Origin of the sequence: Sphingosinicella sp. LHD-64, assembly GCF_031157375.1 — a bacterium.
GTDB lineage: Bacteria > Pseudomonadota > Alphaproteobacteria > Sphingomonadales > Sphingomonadaceae > Allosphingosinicella.
In genome coordinates this window covers 211,128-229,495 of the sequence record NZ_JAVIFV010000001.1, presented here as the reverse complement: position 1 = coordinate 229,495, position 18,368 = coordinate 211,128, and the positions used below count along the sequence as shown (strand labels likewise).

15 protein-coding genes and 1 pseudogene are annotated in these 18,368 nt (G+C 64.0%); 4 read left to right on the top strand and 12 right to left on the bottom strand.

Features of this window, described 5'->3' with window-relative positions; translation table 11 throughout:
• Nucleotide 1: 1 nt before the first annotated feature.
• From RCO27_RS01135 to RCO27_RS01125, 3 genes are all read right to left on the bottom strand, one after another.
• Complete coding sequence (locus RCO27_RS01135; RefSeq protein ID WP_309000800.1) at nucleotides 2–1,729, bottom strand: type I secretion system permease/ATPase; 1,728 nt, start codon at nucleotides 1,727–1,729, stop codon at nucleotides 2–4.
• The gene (locus tag RCO27_RS01130) at nucleotides 1,726–3,102 is read right to left on the bottom strand and encodes a TolC family protein (protein WP_309000799.1); all 1,377 of its coding nucleotides are present in this window, start codon (nucleotides 3,100–3,102) and stop codon (nucleotides 1,726–1,728) included. Before RCO27_RS01130 ends, RCO27_RS01135 begins: the two co-directional genes overlap by 4 nt.
• A gap of 350 nt (nucleotides 3,103–3,452) precedes the next feature.
• A complete protein-coding gene (locus RCO27_RS01125; RefSeq protein WP_309000798.1) occupies nucleotides 3,453–5,975 on the bottom strand; it encodes a M10 family metallopeptidase C-terminal domain-containing protein in 2,523 nt (840 codons plus the stop codon).
• A 293-nt stretch (nucleotides 5,976–6,268) separates the two neighbouring features.
• On the opposite strand from RCO27_RS01125, the gene RCO27_RS01120 reads away from it, so the two are divergent.
• The gene (locus RCO27_RS01120; protein ID WP_309000797.1) at nucleotides 6,269–6,613 is read left to right on the top strand and encodes a hypothetical protein; all 345 of its coding nucleotides are present in this window, start codon (nucleotides 6,269–6,271) and stop codon (nucleotides 6,611–6,613) included.
• A gap of 163 nt (nucleotides 6,614–6,776) precedes the next feature.
• On the top strand, nucleotides 6,777–7,415 hold the full coding sequence (locus RCO27_RS01115) for a hypothetical protein (RefSeq protein WP_309000796.1): 639 nt from the start codon (nucleotides 6,777–6,779) through the stop codon (nucleotides 7,413–7,415).
• 24 nt (nucleotides 7,416–7,439) lie between these two features.
• On the opposite strand, the gene RCO27_RS01110 is transcribed toward RCO27_RS01115, so the two are convergent.
• The 9 genes and pseudogenes from RCO27_RS01110 to RCO27_RS01070 form a co-directional block, all read right to left on the bottom strand.
• On the bottom strand, nucleotides 7,440–8,912 hold the full coding sequence (locus RCO27_RS01110; RefSeq protein ID WP_309000795.1) for a hypothetical protein: 1,473 nt from the start codon (nucleotides 8,910–8,912) through the stop codon (nucleotides 7,440–7,442).
• 221 nt (nucleotides 8,913–9,133) lie between these two features.
• Nucleotides 9,134–9,856: a YafY family protein gene (locus tag RCO27_RS01105; RefSeq protein WP_309000794.1), complete on the bottom strand. Its 723-nt coding sequence runs from the start codon at nucleotides 9,854–9,856 to the stop codon at nucleotides 9,134–9,136.
• A 45-nt stretch (nucleotides 9,857–9,901) separates the two neighbouring features.
• Entirely contained in the window at nucleotides 9,902–10,834 is a 933-nt protein-coding gene (locus RCO27_RS01100; protein ID WP_309000793.1) for an NAD(P)-dependent alcohol dehydrogenase, read from the bottom strand.
• Nucleotides 10,835–10,934: 100 nt separating this feature from the next.
• Nucleotides 10,935–11,294: a nuclear transport factor 2 family protein gene (locus RCO27_RS01095; RefSeq protein ID WP_309000792.1), complete on the bottom strand. Its 360-nt coding sequence runs from the start codon at nucleotides 11,292–11,294 to the stop codon at nucleotides 10,935–10,937.
• A 468-nt stretch (nucleotides 11,295–11,762) separates the two neighbouring features.
• Nucleotides 11,763–12,251 carry a hypothetical protein gene (locus RCO27_RS01090; RefSeq protein WP_309000791.1) on the bottom strand — a complete coding sequence of 163 codons (489 nt, stop codon included), beginning with the start codon at nucleotides 12,249–12,251 and terminating at the stop codon, nucleotides 11,763–11,765.
• A 190-nt stretch (nucleotides 12,252–12,441) separates the two neighbouring features.
• Complete coding sequence (locus RCO27_RS01085; RefSeq protein ID WP_309001887.1) at nucleotides 12,442–13,551, bottom strand: Z1 domain-containing protein; 1,110 nt, start codon at nucleotides 13,549–13,551, stop codon at nucleotides 12,442–12,444.
• A gap of 5 nt (nucleotides 13,552–13,556) precedes the next feature.
• Nucleotides 13,557–13,751, bottom strand: a pseudogene (locus RCO27_RS01080) (hypothetical protein); the annotation flags it as partial.
• Between the two features lie 288 nt (nucleotides 13,752–14,039).
• Nucleotides 14,040–14,339, bottom strand: coding sequence for a DUF736 domain-containing protein (locus RCO27_RS01075; protein ID WP_309000790.1), 300 nt, complete (start codon nucleotides 14,337–14,339; stop codon nucleotides 14,040–14,042).
• 665 nt (nucleotides 14,340–15,004) lie between these two features.
• A complete protein-coding gene (locus RCO27_RS01070) occupies nucleotides 15,005–17,059 on the bottom strand; it encodes a ParB/RepB/Spo0J family partition protein (RefSeq protein ID WP_309000789.1) in 2,055 nt (684 codons plus the stop codon).
• A 676-nt stretch (nucleotides 17,060–17,735) separates the two neighbouring features.
• Between RCO27_RS01070 and RCO27_RS01065 the strand changes: the two genes are divergently transcribed.
• Together RCO27_RS01065 and RCO27_RS01060 are read left to right on the top strand one after the other, a co-directional pair.
• Nucleotides 17,736–18,011 (top strand): ribbon-helix-helix domain-containing protein, encoded by a 276-nt coding sequence (locus tag RCO27_RS01065; protein WP_309000788.1) that lies wholly within the window; start codon nucleotides 17,736–17,738, stop codon nucleotides 18,009–18,011.
• On the top strand, nucleotides 18,008–18,301 hold the full coding sequence (locus RCO27_RS01060) for a type II toxin-antitoxin system RelE/ParE family toxin (protein ID WP_021691169.1): 294 nt from the start codon (nucleotides 18,008–18,010) through the stop codon (nucleotides 18,299–18,301). The genes RCO27_RS01065 and RCO27_RS01060 overlap by 4 nt, the downstream gene beginning before the upstream one ends.
• The last annotated feature ends 67 nt before the right edge of the window (nucleotides 18,302–18,368 follow it).

Sequence of the window (18,368 nt, the reverse complement as noted above, 5' to 3'; positions counted from 1 at the left end):
CTCAGGCCGCCTTCGGACGGGCAAGCTGCTTCAGCACCGCGTCGCGCGGCCCGTCCGCAACGATCCGGCCTTGATCGACCACGATGATCCGCCGGACGAGCTGGAGCAGGACGGGGCGGTGGGTGATGAGGACCAGCGTGCGCTCCTTCAGCTCCTCCTGCAGCCGGTGGATCAGACCGGCCTCGGTTTGCGCATCCATAGCGCTCGAGGGCTCGTCCATCAGCAGGACCGATGGCCGGCCGGCAAGGGCGCGGGCGATGGCGATCGACTGGCGCTGCCCGCCCGAAAGGCCCTCGCCGCGATCGGCGAGCTTGAGATCATAGCCGTTGGCGATCTGGCCCATGAACTGATGGGTACCGGAAATCTGGGTGGCCCGGAGCATCTCGGCATCGTCGATGCCGGAGCGGGCGAGCACGATATTCTCGCGCACCGAGCCGGTGAGCAGGACGCTTTCCTGCATCACCGCACCGACATTTGCCCGCAGGGTAGCCGGGTCGAACTGACGGATGTCCGTACCGTCCACCAGGATCAGGCCTTCTTCAGGCGGGTAGAGGCCGAGCATCAGGCGGGCGATCGTCGACTTGCCTGATCCGACCCGCCCGAGCAGCGCGACATGCTCGCCGGGTTCGACCGTGAAGCTCAGCTCATTGAGCGTCCGCTCGGCCGCCCCCGGGTAACGGAAGCTGACGTTGCGGAACTCGATCCGGCCCTTGAGCTGGTCGACCTTGAGCGCCTCGCCGCCGGGGCCTTCGATCGGCATTTCCATCATGTCGTTGATCTGGCGATAGGCGGTACGGGTCGCGGTCATGCGGGTCAGAAGCTGCGAGATTTGCGCGAGCGGCGCGATCGCCCGGCCGGACAGGATCGAGCAGGCAATGAGGCCGCCCATCGTGAGCGACTGGTTGGCGATCATCACCACACCAATGATGACCACGCCCGCATAGGAGAGCGTACCGGCGGTGCTGGCGAAGTTGACGCCGATCGCGGCGATGAGGCGCTGGCGCAGGGAACTGTCGGAATGGCGGTCCACTGCGGCAAGCCAGCGCTGCGACATCAGCGGCGCGGCACCAGCGGTCTTGACCATCTCCAGCCCGCCGATCGTCTCGACCAGCACGGATTGCTTGAGAAAGCCTTCGCCCATGGACTTCGCGGTCAGCCGCTCCAGCGCCGGTTGGGTCAGCCAGCCGACCAGGATGACCAGCGGCACCATGATCGCAGGCACCAGTACAACCCAGCCGCCGATGATCGCGACCACAACGAGGGTCAGCAGGATGAACGGCACGTCGACCACCGCGACCAGCGTCGCAGACGCAAAGAAGTCGCGCAGCGCCTCGAGCTCGCGCATCAGGCCGGTGAGGGCGCCGGTCGAGCCTCTCTTGAGCTCCAGACGCATGGCGATGAGCCGGTCGAACACCTCGGCGCCAATGTCGCGGTCGATCTGCGCGCCGGCATGGTCGACGAAATAGGCGCGCAGCATCTTCAGGATGAAATCGAAGAGGATCACGATGGCGAAGCCGATCGAGAGCGCGACCAGCGAAGACATGGCGTTGTTCGGAACGACCCGGTCGTAGATCGTCATCGTGAACAGGGCGGTCAGCAGGCCGAAGATGTTGATGAACACCGCGGCGAGGGCGACCTTCCGGTAGGTCGCTCGGTTGCGGCGCATCGGCTCCATCAGCCAGTCGGCGAGCCGCGGCCGCGGGATCGACACCAGATTGTCGGCGCTCACTCGTGTCTCCCCAGGCTGATCGGTGCGATGTCGAGCGTGTCGAGCAGCCGACCGGTGCGCGACAGCAGGACATAGCGCGCGGCGTCCAGCTCGGTCAGCGACTGTATGTAGGCCGTGGCACTGTCGAAATAGGCGTCCTCGGCGATGGCGACGTCGAACAGCGTGCCGCGCGCCACGCGGAAACGCTCGATGATGACGTCGCGCGACCGCCGGCTGGACATATAGGAGGATTCCAGCGCGCGAAGCTGCTGCTCCAGCGCCTGCACGTCCGACAGGGCGATCATGGCGTCGCGCTCGGCTTCCTCGCGGATCCGGTCGGCGCGCGCGCTGGCCGAGCGGGCACGGGCCGAATATTCCTCCGCGCGCGGATCGGTCCCGCCGAAGAGCCGGTAGCGCAGGCCGACGCGCCCGCGAACGTCATAGTCGCGGTCCGTCTCGAACACGCCATAGCGGCCGGCCTCGATCCCGGCGGTTATCTGGGGCAACCGCTCGGCGCGGGCGGAGCGGGCCTCCTGTCGGGCCGCCTCGGCGCTGGCTTCGGCGCTGCGCACGGTCGCGACCTCGGCAGCGGCCAGTTCGGCGTCATCGCGGGTCGCGATGTGAAGGGCAGGAGTAGGCGCACGATCCAGCACCTCGGGCACGGGCATGCCGGTCCAGGCGGCAAATGTGGCCTCCGCATTGGCGAGCTGACGCCGGAATTGGGCGAGGCGCGTTTCGGCCCGTGCGATATACAGGTCGGCCTGGGCGAGGTCGCCCTGGGCCGACACGCCTTCATCGATCCGCATTTGCACCGCCTCGCGCATCTCACGCAGGCTGTTCACATAGGCCTCGGAAAGCTGAGTGAGCGCGCGATAGCCGAACACGTCGTACCAGCCGGCGATCGTGCTGAGCGCCACCCGATCCGCCGTCGCTTCCAGGTCTGCTCCCGCTGCCCGCAGCCGGGCGCCAGCCGCCCGGACCCGGCCACTGCCGGCGCCGAAATCGAGCAAGGTCTGCTGGACCGACATGAGCGCGTCGGTACGCGTCGGTGCGCGCGAGCGTTCGATGATGTTGTTGGGGTCGTCCGAGAACTCGCGGGAGATCACCCGATAGGTCGAAACCTGGATGTCGACCGACGGGTAACGGGATTCGCGCGCGCCTTCCAAACCGGCGCCCGCCTCGTCGATGCCCGCCCGCGATTCGTCCGTCGCCGGATGCCGGCGGACGGCTGCGGCAACGGTGGCGCGGAAGAGATCGTTCGCCGCCTCGCGGCGCGCGAGGTTGAGGATCGGATCCTGGCCGAAATCGATGCTGAGCGGCGTCCCGGTGGGCTGGGGCAGCTCGGATTGCGCGACCGCAGCTCCGGCTCCGAAGAGACAGAGAACTGCACCCAAACAGTGACGCCCTAGACGCAAGGATCCCCCCAACCCGATCCGATCACCAGGGAGTGGCGGCAGGCTTGCCGGCGTGGATCGCCAGCAAAAGGAGAACCCAAATCTCCATGCCGTCTCGCGATTGCGGACGCGCAAACCCCCAAACCCCGGATACCAACTGCTCCAGCGCCATTCCGGGCGTCGTCATCAGCTTGTACGGACGACGGGGAATGGCCGATAAAACGTCCCCAATCAAGCATCTATCGAAATCGCGACCTGCCGACAGGATGAGCCGAAGCCGAAGATTGTCCCGAAACAAGAAAGCGCTCCGGAACCGATCCGGAGCGCTTTCTCGAAACAATCCCGCCCGCTTAAGCGGCCAGGATGATATCGGCGGTGGTCAGCGTCGTATTGACCTGGATCAGGAAGTCGCCATCGCCGTCGCCGTCGGCATCGCCGGAGAGGAAGAACTGCCCTCCCTGACTGTAGCCGCGCAGCTCCGCGCCGCCGCCGCCGCTGAATGCGCCGGAGCCGACCCAGGCGAAATCGCCGAGTCCGCTGACGTCGACCTTGTCATCGCCGCGGCGGAAGTCGCCGATCACGTCCGTACCGCCGAGGTCGGTGAAGACGAACAGGTCGTTGCCATTGCCGCCATAGAGGAGGTCGTCACCGGTGCCACCGTTCAACGTGTCGTTGCCGTTGCCGCCATTGAGACCGTCATTGCCGGCATTGCCGTTCAGCGTGTCGTTGTCGTTGCCGCCGCGGACGGTATCGTCGCCGTCACCGCCACTCAACGTATCGACGCCGTTGCCGCCCTCGAGCAGGTCGTTGCCGTCCCCGCCGTCGAGCGTGTCGTGGCCGTTGCCACCGTTCAGCGTGTCGTCGCCGTCCAGGCCGCTTAGCGTATCCCCGCCATTGCCGCCCGACAGCGTATCGGCGAAGTTGCTGCCTTCCAGCTTCTCGATGCTGGTATAGCGGTCGCCGGCCGCGTCGCCGGCAGAGCCGGAGTTGCTGGCCAGCGAGGCGACGACGCCGGCAGTTGCAGTCACATAGCTGGCGGTGTCGAAGCCGTTGCCGCCGTTGAGCCGGTCGGCACCGCCCCGCCCGATCAGCACGTCGTTCCCGCCATTGCCGTCGAGCGTGTTGGCGGCGCTGTTCCCGAGCAGGGCGTCGTTGCCGCCGCCGCCGCTTGCATTCTCGATCACAACACCGTTTGCAATCGTGTAGCCGCCCTTGATGTCGTCGACGAACGACATCGCGCCGCCACCGGTCGGGGAGTAGTCGAGCGTTGCGGCGAGCAGGTCGATCGTCGCATTGCGATTGCCGCTATAGCGGATCGTGTCGATACCGCCCGTGTCCCAGATGGTCTCGTAGTAGGTGCCAATGGCCTGAACGTCCTTCAGCACATAGTCCGTGTTCCCCGTGGCATAGGGATTGTTCACGCCATAGCGCTGTTGAAGCACCGCGATGTCGAAGGCGCTGAGCGTCCCCGACCAGCCATTGCTGATGCCGGCAATGGTAAAGGGCGACGGGCCATCCGGATGGAAGTCCCACGCGTCATTGTACGACATGACGGTGTAGACGCCCTGATTGAGATTGTAGACACCGTACGATCCCGTCGACGCCGTCACGCCGAGCATGATGTCCGAGCCGCCACCCCGATCGTGCGGGTGGGCGAGGCCGTGCGCGTGACCGAATTCGTGCAGGATCACGCCAAAGGCGAAGCCGCCCTGCAACAGGCTGACCTGGTCGCCCGGAATGTCCTGGGTGGAAACTCCCGGCTTGTCCCAGCCGCCACTGTTGACGTTGAACCCGCCAATACCCTGCTGAGTGCCGTAAGTCGGATCCTGAGGATAGAAATAGGCACCGAACTGGGTCGATGTCGTGGTGATCAGCCGGAATGTCGCAGTCGAGGAGTCGGTGGTCTCGACATAGTTGATACCAAGGATCTTGGTATATTCCTCGAGCGCGTTGAAGATCGCCGCCTTTTCGGTGGCATTCCAGCCATAGGAAGCGCCCGGTTCCCCGAAGGTCTCTCCGGCGACGGCGAAATAGACCGTCGCGGTGTTGTTCACCGGCTCGATATTGTCCGCGCTGAACCAGTTGATCGCGTCGAGCGGGCTGAAGTCGGCGAGGTCGAACTCCTGGGCGACGATCGTATAGCCACCCGTCCAGGGCGACCAGGAGAAGGCGTCCAGATAGAAGGTGCCGCTGACATTCGCGAGGAAGCTGAGCTTCGCGTTGATATCGCTCGGGAACGAGATATCGTCGTTCTGCAAGACGAGATTCCCGTTCGCATCGTAGATGACGAGGCGCGGATCGAGTTCGCCATCGGGCAGGTCGAGCCAGTCCGACTCGTAATCGGCACCGCCCGCCATCTCGATCGTGTAGATTTTTCCGGCCTCGATCTCGAGCTTGTAGGTGTCGACTTCGCTGAAATTCACGCCGTACGGGCCCGGCCCGGACTCGATGAACCCAAAGGTGACCGCGTTGAACGTGAGATCCGGCGCAAGCGCGAATTCATCCGACACGAGGTCGACGCCCGGATCGATGATCGCGTCGAGCGTATAGGTTCCGGTCAAGCCGGAGCCCGGATAGGCGCCGACGCCGATATAGTGCAGACCGGTATAGGTTGCGGTGTAGGTGATCAGCGAATTGACGCCGTCGCCACCATCGTCATCATCGGCGAGGATGCCGGCCGTCGTCAGCGTGTCGTCGATCACGTAGAGAAACGTGTCGCCGAGCGGGTTCGCGCCTGTCCCGCGGACCGAGAACATATAGGTTTGGCCGGCAACGAGATTGATCGAATAGGCGTCGATCTCGGTCCCGTCGATTTCGCCGTCGACCAGAACCTCCGCGGGCACACTCAGTTCGAGCGGGGCCGCAACGGACATTTCAGCGGAAGCAGGAGCCGCAGCGAATGAATCTTTGACATAGGCCGCTTCATGGGCCGCAGCGGCGCAATTGGGGCATCCGCAGGCCAAGAAGCTGAACGTCAGGTCATCATCGTCACTGAGATAGGGTTTGCTTTGGGTGAGCAGATGTCCGGGTCTCATGAGGTTCCCTCCTGTTCAAAGCGACAGAGTCGCCCGATGAGGCAAGGGATCACAGTTTATGGGAAGGAACAATCATCTGATTTGAGTACTGTTCTCACCTGATCGGAAAATGACCATTCCACGGAGTTTCCATGCGCCTGTTCGAGATATCAGTCGCGATCGTCGCAATTGCCGCGTCCGGGCTTTTCGCTCAGGAGCTCACTGCAAACGCCATTCAGAACCAGGGGACAGGAACCGATGAGATGACCCGGTCCAACTCGGGCGAAGGTGTCGCCGACCTGCCCTATTCGCGCGGCAAGCGGTTTCGGACTCTCGACGAATACCTCGCGCATCTTGAAGGAAACGGGGCCATCGATCTCCCCTGGTGGCGCGAGATCCGGCCCGGTGTCTATGAGCTTGTCGTGCACATGCGTGGGGCCCGCCCCGAAATCGCCACCCGCGCTGAATTGATGCGGCGTTACGGATTTTCGCGATAGCGGATCCCGAACCCGTGAAGAACGCTCGGAAATTGTTCCGTCCCGGTACTGCGGGGTGTTGAGCGATGCGTCCGGCTCGTTGCGAAGCCGGCCGACCTTCTGTATTCCCGAGTCGGCCTTTTGGGCGACAATTCGCGTCTTTGCGGGGATCGGAGCGGATGAGATGAAGGCAGCGCGTGGCATCGTCGTGATGACCCTGGGCATGGCGGCCGCGCTTCCGGCTGCCGCGCAGACCACGACCAGCGGTACTCCAGGCCCGATCGAGATCGCGCCGCCGGCGGTTTCCGGGCGCAGCGCCTATGTGAACCAGATCGGCAATGCGAACCAGGCCACCGTGACGCAAACGGCTCCGAACGCATCGATCAGCATCCGTCAGGATGGCGAGCGCAATCTCACGACGGTTACCCAGGGCGGTGACGCGACCTCCTATGGCAATGTCGTGCAGACCGGCAACGAAAACGAGGCCAACCTGTCACAGCGAGGCAGCGGCATCAACGCGCTCTATCTGACGCAGACGGGGATCGGGAACCGCGCCTTGGCCCAACAGACCGGGCAGAGCGGGGCGCTCAACGGCGCCGTTCTCACGCAGGCCGGCACATTCAACGAGATGAACCTGCTTCAGGAGGGCAGCGACAACCGCGCAGCGCTCGCCCAGGACGGCAACGGCAACCAGATGACGGCTGCCCAGACCGGCGTCGGCAACCGCCTGATCTGGACGCAGCAGGGCAACAACCTCTCGAACCTGGGCATCACCCAGACCGGCGCCCAGGCCATCCAGGTCACGCAGACCGGCGGGAATTGAACAGGGCGGCGGCGCCCGCCGAACCTACTCAGCATCCGGAGCTTCGGCCCGCGTCGTTTCCGACCCGCCGGCAGAACGCAGACGCGTAAGCGCCAGCTCCCGCATTTCTCGCGCAGCCCGCGCGATGCCGGCATTGTGGGGATCGGCAGCGAGCGGCCGCAACAGGGTTTCCGCCTCCGCATATTCGCCGCGGCTCATCAGCAAGGCCGCCGTGTTCATGCGGATCTCCGAGACTTGCGGCGCGAGGCTGTGGGCCAGAAGCAGCACGTTGCGGGTGTTCTCGGAAGCGAAATTGGTGTTGCCGCGCAGGCTCTGGGCATAGCGGTACAGGGTCTGGAAGTGGTTTCCATCGGCGGCATGCGCGCGCCCGAACCATTGTCGTGCCAGCCGCTCGTCGGACGCATTGTCGTCGGCTTTCTCGGCGGCGACGAGATAGCGCATCCCCTTGAGGTAGAGCAGCTCCGCATCGTCCGGTGACGCTTCGATCAGCGGATCGAGCAATCGGTCGGCCGCCGCCGGATCGCCATAGAGCAGTTCGGCATGCGCAAGCACGCGCGTGGCGAAGGGGTCCTGCGCGTGTCGCGCGGCGAGACTACGAATACGCGGTAGATAAGCAGCACCCGTCTCATCCGGGATTCCCAGCCGCAGAGCCACCTCGTAGAGGATGAGGTCATCGGCGGCGCGCGGCAGGGGCATGACCGCGACCGGCGCAGGCGCCGGCGGCTCGCGGGTCATGCGGCGGGAGACGATGCGCCTGCCACGGATATACCGTCGGAGCTCTTCGTCGAACTGGTCCGGGGCCAAGCCCGTCGCACGCTGGAACACCGCACGCGGATCTCCTCCCTCTGCGCCGTCCAGATAGCGGCGCAGCGCCGCCTGTCGCTCGACCGTACTGTAGAAATAGTGAACCGCAAGCCAGCTCAGCGCGTAGAAGGACGCCATCTGTTCTCGGCCGAGGCCGCTCGAATCGCCAAACAGAACACGGTCGATCGAAAGCCAAGGCATGCCGGTGATCGAATAGGCCCGCCCTCGTGAGGCTGTGCCGAAATCCACCTGTTGCGGGCGGAAGCGCGCGGTCATGAAATATTCCGCGAAGCCTTCGACATACCAGGCCGGGTAAGCGCCCGGCCGATAGCGCATCATGAAATGGTGGGCATATTCGTGGAACAGGATCTCGTTCCCGCCCGCCTCGGCCCGGCTGTCGACCAGAGCCGCGACGCCGTTGGGCGTGGCCGCATAGAAACCGCCGACCCCTGTAGCGACGGGCCGCACCAGTCGCAGGTCATCGAGGCCGCTGACCAGGTAGATGTGCAGCTTCGTCGGCGCCGGCGGGTCGTTGACCGTCGTCATCATCCGCAGCAGGCGATCGAAATCCTCGAGCAGCTCCACGCGCTCGCGCAGTCTCGACTCGGAACTGTTGCCGAAGACGATGAAATTCGCGCTCTCCGCGCGAAGCCATTCTGCCTGCGCGGGCGCGACCCACAGCAAAAGGGCCAAGGCGGCTGCGCTACGCGCCGCCCGAGACTTCGACCACATCTTTGGATTCCCCCGGCATTTCAGAAGAAAACTAATGCAGATCAGAAGGAATGACTAGACGTATTTTGGCGGGCCGGGAACGATGAAACGGGGAACTACGTCTACGCCATAGCCCTCCCGAATGAACCTTGAAGGTGGCTGCCGACCTCATAAAACACAGGAAATCGGGCGCGAGGGCCGGATTACGATTTGGTAGATACTGCAGTTTTGGCCGTGGTTTTCGCTCGCTCCTCGTCGACCAGGGTTCGCCATCGCTTCGCCAGATCGCGACGACGGCCGGGATAACGCTCCTCGATCAACTCGACGCGCGCGATCCGATCGACGCGGAAGGTTCTGAAATCCTCTCGCAGCTCGCACCATCCGGCGACGAAGCGTTTGGCTTCGATAAACCCGAGCATGATTGGCCAGATGATACGTTGGGTCTGGGCGCCCGTTGGATCGCGATAGGTGACATGGAGTTTGAACTGCTCGCGCATGGCCTGGCGCAGCAGCCCGAGATCGACCGCCTCAGACTGTGGTCTCGCACGGCCGACGTGGAAGGCGTTGTCGGTCAACAGGGGGCGCAACTCAGGAGGAAGCACCGAGTCGATCTTGCCGATCGCGTTCTGAGCGGCGAGCGCGAGACCGTCGTCGGTCTGGCGGCTTACCCATTGCGCGCCCAAGGTCAGCGCGTGCAATTCCTCCTGCGTGAACATCAGAGGCGGCAGCAGAAAGCCGGGTTTCAGGATGTAACCGAAACCCGGCTCGCCTTCGATGTCCGCGCCCATCGCCTGCAAGGTAGCGATGTCGCGGTAGATGGTCCGCAGCGAAACGCCGGCTTCGCGCGCAAGATCTCTGCCTGACACGGGACCGTTGCGCCGACGCAAGACTTGCAGAAGATCGAATAGCCGGTTGCTCTTGGACATCGGATCAATCTACAGGCTGATGCCATATTTTGGCAGCAGCCTGTTTCACTGCATCGCCACCACGGCCTTGCCGCTGATCTTGCGTCCCCGTTCGAGAGCGATCACCTGCGGAATTGCCTCAGTGAGCGGCACAACCTCGGCTATCGGTAGCCGAAACCGTCCTTCACCCGCCGCCTCGGCAAGACCATCGAGGATGTCCGCCCGCGCAGTACAGACGATCGGCTTGAGCTGTCGATTGAACAGCGCGCGGATGAACTTGCCGAGTGATGGGTTGAGGTCAAGGAACACCCCGTCCTTGCGAAGCAGGCCGAGGCCGGTCGCGACCGTCATCGTGCCTGCGGTGTCATAGACCGCATCGAATCGTTCCTTGATCTTCGACAGGTTGGTGGTCCGATAATCGAGAACCGGGTGTACGCCCATCTGCTCGGCGCGCTGCATTTGCTCTGTGCTGGTCGCGCCGGAGACGCTGGCCCCGAACAGACGCGCAATCTGGACGGCGGACTCACCCACAGCTCCGGTGCAACCGTTGATGAACACATGGTCGCCGGCCTTTACCTCCACCTTGTCCACCAGCCCGTTCCAGGCGGTGACCCCCGGCGTGCCGAGGCAAGCGGCCTCCTCGAAGGACACCACTGCCGGTTTTTTGGCGATGAAGGTTTCCGGTGCGATAACGGCTTCGCCAATCGCACCACTATCCTTGATCCGTGCGGAGCCGAAGACAGCATCCCCAGCCTTGAACCGGGTCACGCCCGGCCCGACCGCAATGACCGTACCCGAGAAATCGCTACCGAACGCGCGCGGAAAGGTCTTGCCGGTCACCATCTTCAAGTGGCCGTTGCGGACCTTCCAATCGATCGGATTGATTGCGGCGAAGGCGACCTTGACGGCGACCTCGCCCTTACCCGGCGCACGCAGCGCGAAGTCTTCGAGCTGCATCGTCTCCGGGCCGCCATAGCGATGATACTGGATGCGTTTCATAGCAAACCATTCCTCTTGAGAGTCGTGGCGACAACGTCGATGAGCGCCGTGCTCGGCCGGCCCTTCAGACGCGGCAGCGGTTAGCGCCGCCGAACCGTTGTCACTGAGCGCCGAAAGCGGTTTTGTCGAAGACGCCCTTGAGCCCGATGATCTTGCCGTTCTCGACCGTGAAATGCTTGGAGGAGAGGACGCTGGGGACGGGTTGCGTGTGCGTGTAGTACATGAGCAGCGCAGTATTCTCATCGCCGAACGCCGAAACGAGCGTCGCTCCCGTGAGAATGTGCGCGAATTCCGATTCCCCCTTGTGCAGAGCGGCGGCGCCTTCGACAGTGCCGAACGGCGTTTCAGAGACCACGTTGTCCGCGACAACCTTCATGGCCGTTGCGTGGTCGCGATTCCGCCAGGCTTCGTAGTAGGCCATGGCGACCTGAAGCGCGGGACTGGTAGTGGTGTTGCTCATCATTTTCTCCTTGGGGAGTAGGACGAGACACCTATAGCGCAAGGCAGTGACAGATTTTGTCAGCATGACGTCAACCGCAGTATGTTGTGCGCATGTGAGTCTTCGTAGCGTCAGCTCAGGATGAATTCTTGCCCGTATTGAACGGTTGCTCGCTCGCATCTGACACCAAGAGCTGCCAGCCCGCTTTCTGGCTATACTGGTGGGTTAGCCGGCTCAGTCAGGGGCATAAGAACCGTGATCGCAACCCCAATCGCCTCAAAGAAGCTATCTATTTGATAGATAAGGGGATTATATTCCATTTATGCGGCCATCAGCGGCGGGCCACGCCCGATTATGACGGGCACTATACCTACGCTGTAGCGCTACGATAGCGTTGTCGTGAAGTGCCCCCTGCCGCTTACCACCGGCGTTTTGTGCCTAACGCTCTATGTGCGTGGACCGGGTAACGACCGATGCAATCTCAAGTTCTCAGACGGTCGCGAAGTTTGACTGCCTCGGATTGAGGAAGAACCGCACCGGCTGTGCGAAATCGTCGCGCGATTGTGCATGGTCTGGATCATAGTGAAGGACGTCATTCGCGAAGTGCATTGCATCGGCCTCGACAAGGGGATCGGCCGCGCCCTGGACGTTGCGTCGGCGCGCGTCGAAGACGACGAGATAGCCGCGGGTTGCGGTGCTGGCGGTGTGACGCACTTCGCGATCGAGATAGTCGGCCAACTGGTCAGCCCCTTCCTGCGCGCGCGGTGGCCCATATTCGGTATAGGTGGGCTGCGGCGTGGGGTTGCGGGACCGGGCGGTGGACCGTCCGAGCCATTTCACCTCGATCAGCGCGGCAGCGCCGGATGCGAACCATTCGACGCGGACATCGACAGGTTTGGTCTCGTCGGTGTTGTGCTCGGGCCGGGCATTGGCGTCGCGCAGGACCAGTTGCAGCGCCTGGATGAGCGAATCCCGCATGATCGATTCGGGCCGGTTGACCAGAACCAGCCGCGGACCGTCGACGCCGCCTTCCCAGGCATTCGCTAAAATGCGGCATTTCGTCTCCAGCGCGAATTCTCCATAGCGCGAGAATGCTTCCTCAAGGCTGCTCAGTGTCGCATTGGCGAAATTGCTGGCGAGGATGGGCGAGACCTTCTGGACATAGTCGTCATGATGCTTCGGTCAGCCCTTCGATCGTCAGCCCGCGGGACAGGCTCAAGCCGCCGACTGCAATAGCGGTGAGACCGACACCCTCCTTCTCATACTTCGTGTAGTCGAGAACCTCGTCGCTCTTGCTGTTGATCACGTAGAGGTGGAGATGGTCGAACACGCCGTTCAGGGCCGGCTTCAGCTCGTCCCAGGTGAGGCCGGAATCGGCGTACTCCTCCTCGAAGGCCTGTTTAAGCCGCTGCATGTGGATGTTCGTCGAGGAGACAGATTCGGGCATCATGTAGTTGGCCCGGACCGCCTCCCTGATCTTCTTCTCGCGCAGGCTGATGAAGTCCCGCACCGCTTTCTGCACCGGGACGAAGCGTGAGACATTAATCATCATGGAGCAGTGCTTGTTCGTCTGCCCGCGCAGATTGCGGATGGCGCGGGCGACGATGAACTCGTCCAGCGCCCGATAGAGGCTGGGCGGAAGTTCCGCGACCGGATCATCGCGCTTGTGCGAATAGGGAATCAGGTCTTCACAGTCATCGATCGGCCGCACGATCGACTCGCTGGTGTCCTCGTTCAGGAACACCTTCTCGGCGCCGAAATAGGTTGTCGGTGCGTCGAGACAGTAAATGAAATCGCGCGGGAACAGCTCCTCGCGCACGTCCTCATCATAGGCTTCGGGATTGATGAAGATGTTGGCGAAGGGCGTGGCCGTGTAGCCGACATAGCAGGATTTGGCGAAGAGCCCGAGGACGCGCCGGATCATGGCGTTCGTCCGGGTCGGGTCCAGGTCCTCCTTATTCGTATTGATCGACGCATTGTCGGCCTCGTCGTCGATCAGGAGCATGGGCACGTCGGAAATCCGCCCGTCTCCCTCGGCGTTCAGCTCTTTGAGCCACTTGTGAAGCGCGGTCAGCGTCGTGACGTTCTTCTTGATGACCAGGATGATCGGCTTGCTGAAGTCGTTGATCTTCCAGCCGCTCTTCGCGGCCGTGTTCTTGTTGAAATCCTCATTGATATTGGTGAGCGTGGCCGGGTGCGGATAGCCGGGCTCCAGACCGACGCCGATCGACCTGCGGTCGTCAGGGTCGCTGGAGCGGCCGATGAAAGCCTCGTCGATGCGCTCCATCCTTCCCGGCGCAGTCCCTCCACGATGTCGATGGTCGGGACATAGACATACCGCTCCGACCTGCTGTCGTGCGCCTCGCGGGCGAAGATGGACGGGACGTGGCGATATAGCGCCTCGTTGTCGAGCGGCTCCCGACCGCTGATCTGATGGGCGTTCCGGCCGAACCGGGTAGCAAGGTGATGGATGCTCATGGGTCTTTCCTTTCCTTGGGTCTGGGTTTCCGCGCAGCGGAGCGCCGCGCTGAAACCCTGCCCGTCGGCGAGACCGGGGGTGCAACCGGAGTGGGCGGCTTCGCGGGGAACCGGCTGCACGGAACGCGAAGCGTGGAGGAAGCTGGGCGGAAGCCGCTCCGAAGGGCGCCGGGGGCAGCGCCCCAAGCACCTCACAACATGCCGGGCCACTGGCCCGTCCATATTATGAACCGGCGGACCAGCACACGAAGGCGCCCCGCTCCGAGGGAGCGGGGCGCCGTGTCGAGGTCAGCGCGACCAGATGAGAGCGTATTCGCCGGGGGTCTCAGTTTCGGACAGAGTGGCGTAGATCGGAGCCGGGAAGGTCGGATCGTCCAGCTTGACCGAGATGTAGTCGCGGTTCTCGCGGCTGGTCTTTTTCCAGCCCGCGCCGCATTCGACCGTGCCGACCGCGAGGCGGAAATCGGGGGCCTTCTCGCTCTCCCTGTCGATCGGACGGAGGGTGGCCTTTGCGTTGAGGGTGAGCGTCTTGATGGTTCCGCTGAAGGAGCCGTTGCCCGCCTGGGTGAAGGTGCCGATGGTAGCCACGTCGAAGTTCCTTTCGCTTCGGGCCACGACCGCCGCGGCCTCGATGGCGATCGGTGAAGCGGGGATGATCGGACGCGCACCGCTTGCGGCCGGAGCGCAGCGGAGGATGGCGACGCACGGCTTTTTTGTTTCGCGATGCAAAGCCGAAGGCGGCGGAAAAAAGCCGCGCGGCGCCGTTGCGCCGGGTCGATCAAGGCGAAGCCGGCCCCGGTTAGATCAAGCCAATCGAGAGGCCGCACGGTTGTCGCCGAACTGGAAATTCTACGCCGTGACTATGACGGGCATTGTCAGTCGGAGGCATTCGCTTCTTTGCCGGTCCGCGCCGGGATCACCTTGCAAGTATCCTTCGTAGAGACGAGAGGAGAGCGGACGCTGCTGACCCTCTGCCTGTGTTCGCCGAGATCCAGCGTGAGGCTGGAATAGACCGTCGCTCACCGCCCGCATCATCGTCGCCAAGCGATTCCGTCGTTCGGGTCTGCAATATCAATCGGCGAACCGAGCCCCAGAAGCGCAACGGTCGATCCGCCATCAGCACGCTGCCCCGCGCCCTCGGAGCGGGGCGCCTTTGCATTGGGAAGCGGCCGCGCCCCAACGGGCGCGGCCGCGATTTTTCGCCGGTTACGACAGGAAGTCGGGACCGCTCGCGCGGTCCCGGTCCCATGCCGCTATTCGGCGGCAACGGCATAGGACGCTTCGCTATCCTCCACTTCGGGCGGCTGCTCCACGCTATCCGCGTCCTCCGGCTCCACAGGCGCGGGGTCCGCTCCCTCCGGTTCGGGTGTCCGCAACACGGCGGGAAGCCAGCCGGTGCCGGAAAGAAGCTGCTCGGCGGCCTGCGCCATGTCAGGCTTCTTCATGTCCGCGATGCGGCGGGCGGCGTCCTCGGACACGCCTTCGGTCACGGCCTCCACGATATGCGCCTTGGTGACACGGCCAAGGTAACTGTCCACGGACGGCGTCCAGTCCTTCGCCACGTCCAGCGCCAGCGCGCCCGCCAGCCTGTCCGCCGTTTGCAGCGACCGGGGTTTGCGGTCCCACGGCAAACGCAGGGCGTTGACGGTGCGAGCCGCGCAATGCGCCAGCAGCGCAATCCGCTTCGCCTCGTCCAGCCCGACGATGAAGCCCCACAGGTCCGCCACGTCGCGCGGCATCCGCTCGGCCCACGCCTCGTGCTGCTCGCTCGCCCGCGCGGCCAGCGGGGTATCCTCGATCCCGTCCGCGTGGCTCCCCAAGGGTGTCACAGTCGGACGAACCTCAAGGCAACCGGCCTCCGCATAGCTGTAGAACAGTTGTGCGGTGAGCGTGTGGGTCAGCGCGATCAGCACCATACCGGGCTGCTCGGCGAGCGCCACGCGGAGCGCCAAAGTCCGATGGGCGGACAGGTCGCGGGTGAGGCTGTCGGAAATTGGCTTGCCCGGTTCCTCGTCCTCGTCGGCGTCCTGCACGTCCTCGTCTCCACCCTCCGGCTGCTCGTCCTCTCCGATCTGCGGATCGGTCGCATCGCCTTCTTCCGGCTCCGGTTTGGGGTCCGCCAGCGCCTCATCCTCGGCCCGCACGAACCCGCGCTCGATCCGTGCCGATCCATCGTGGTTGAGGATGACGAACGCGCCGCCATTGGCGATCACGTTGGGGGCGTAGGCCGAACGCTTGGCGGAAAAGGCGTCTATCTCGTCCGACACCGCCTCCAGCTTCGCGGCCATCTCCTCCGGCATTTCCTCGAAGGATTCATAGCCCTCGGCCAGCGCATCATACTCTGCCGACAGGTCGTCCAGCCGCGCCTCATCCTCCTCGGACAGGGCGACGGTCTGCGGATAAAAGCGCCGCATTCCGTGGGCGTGGGGATAGTCGATATGCGCCTCGGCCCATTTCCAGCCTTCCGCCTGAACCTGCACGGCGACCTCGCGCAGCTTCTCGATAGCGAGCATATCGAGCAAGCCCGCATCCTCGAAATAGCCGATGCCGCCGGGGGTGAACAGGTCGCGGAGAATTATGCCGCCCGATTCTTCGTAGGCTTCCGCGCCGACGAACACGGCGCGGCGGTCGTCTGCGGACACGTTGCTTGCAGTCATGTCGCGGCGGATAATCCACGGCTCGCGGTTGTGATGCAGGTTCTCGAATACCTGCTCCTGTCGTGCGTGATCCTCGGTGATAGCGAAGGCTATTAGCTGATCCAGCGTAAGGCCGTCCTCACGATAGACCTGCAACAGCTTGCGCGAGACTGCGCCAAGGCGAAGCCGCTGCTTCACCACACCAGCCGACACGCCGAACCGCGCGCCGATTTCCTCCGCGCCCCAACCCTTGCCGTCCGCAAGCTCGCGGAACCGCTCGAACTGGTCTGCGGGGTGCATCGGGGTCCGGGTCACGTTCTCGTCCAGACTGATTTCGGACGGATCGTTGGCGGTATCGAGCCAGCAGCGCACGGCTTCCGACTTCTTGATCTGCTTGCGCTTGGCGCGCAGCAGCATCGCCAACCTGCGACCTTCGCCAGCGGTAACGAGATAATTGCCGGTCGGCGTCCCGTCCTCCTTGGCTTCCGGCTTCACGACAAGATTCTGGATCAGCCCCTTGTGCTGGATCGAAGCGGCCAGCGCCTCAATTGCGGCTTCCCCATGCGACACCTTGCGGGCATTGCGCGGCGACTTTTTGAGCTTGGCGAGCGGCACGAAGATTTCGACGCCCGACACAAGCTCGGCGGCTACGGTTTCGGTAACAGCGTTCATCACACTTCTCCTAAAAAACCGCACTCACCCCGGAATGGGATGGGCGGCGAAGAAGCGACCGGCAGGCCCGCCGGCGGAGCCGGGCAGCATCCGCAGGACCGGAACGCAGTGGAGGACGCGCCAGCAGCGCGTTGCGGCCCGGCGCGGCGGGCCTACAGGGAAGCGTCGCCCATCCCATCGACGGGGAGAGAATCGACCAGACGCGATCGGGCCGGCGCAGCCTTGGCCCTGATCTCCGCAACAGGAAGGAAGCCGGACACGCCAGCGGGTCCGCCGATAAGGGCGAAGCCCCAGCAACCACGCCGCTCTGCGGCGTCAGCAATGTCGCACCCTTGCGGCGACCGGTCGGCGCGGCGGCGTGCGCGCGGACCTGGGGGCCAGCCGTCGCCGTGCCCTCGGGGCAGAGCAAGAGTGCAACGCGGCCAAAGCAACGCGCGAACCCTGTCGGCTTCGACAGACGCCGCAGTGTGCGCTCGATTGAATCCGCGTTCCGCCCGGCGCGCCAGCGCCAACCCGCCATGCTGATCGTCACCCGGCAGGGACGAGACCCGTCAGGGGCTCGGTCGGAGCGCAGCGGAGATAGAGCGGCGGTCCCGCAGGGAGGCGCCAAACCCTTCTGCTGAACTTGCTTTTCCAATCGATTTCGATTATATTTTAATCGGATTGATAGCAGGCGATGAACATGGCCACTGAGACAAAAGTATTGACCGCCCACGTTCCGCTGCACCTCGCGGAAAAGGTCGAAGCGATGGCCTTGCGGCTTGAACGCTCGCGCGGTTGGGTGATGAAGCAGGCGCTCGCCGCCTGGGTCGATCAGGAGGAGGAGCGTCACCGCATGACGCTCGAAGCCCTGGAAGACGTGGATGCCGGGCGCGTGATCGACCATCAAGCCGTGCGCGCATGGGCGGACAGTCTCGGCACCGATAACCCGCTGCCGCCGCCTTCGGCATGAGGATCAAGTGGACCGGCAAGGCGTCCTCGGATCTGGTGCGGCTGCACGAGCATTTGCGCCCGGTTGCCCCCGAGGCGGCGGCGCGGGTGGTGCAGCAACTCTCGCGCGCGCCGGATCGGCTGCTCGACTATCCCCGGATCGGCGAGAAGCTGGACGCCTACGAGCCGCGCGAGGTCCGGCGCATCATCGTCGGCAATTACGAGCTGCGCTACGAGATCGCAGACGCGACGATCTTCATCCTGCGCCTCTGGCATTGCCGCGAGGAGCGCAGCTTCGAGTCGGACGACTGACGATGAAGCCGGCCGCACGGAACGCTGCCGCGCAGCGCGCCGCCCTTCGCCCCTATCTGTGCTTCGC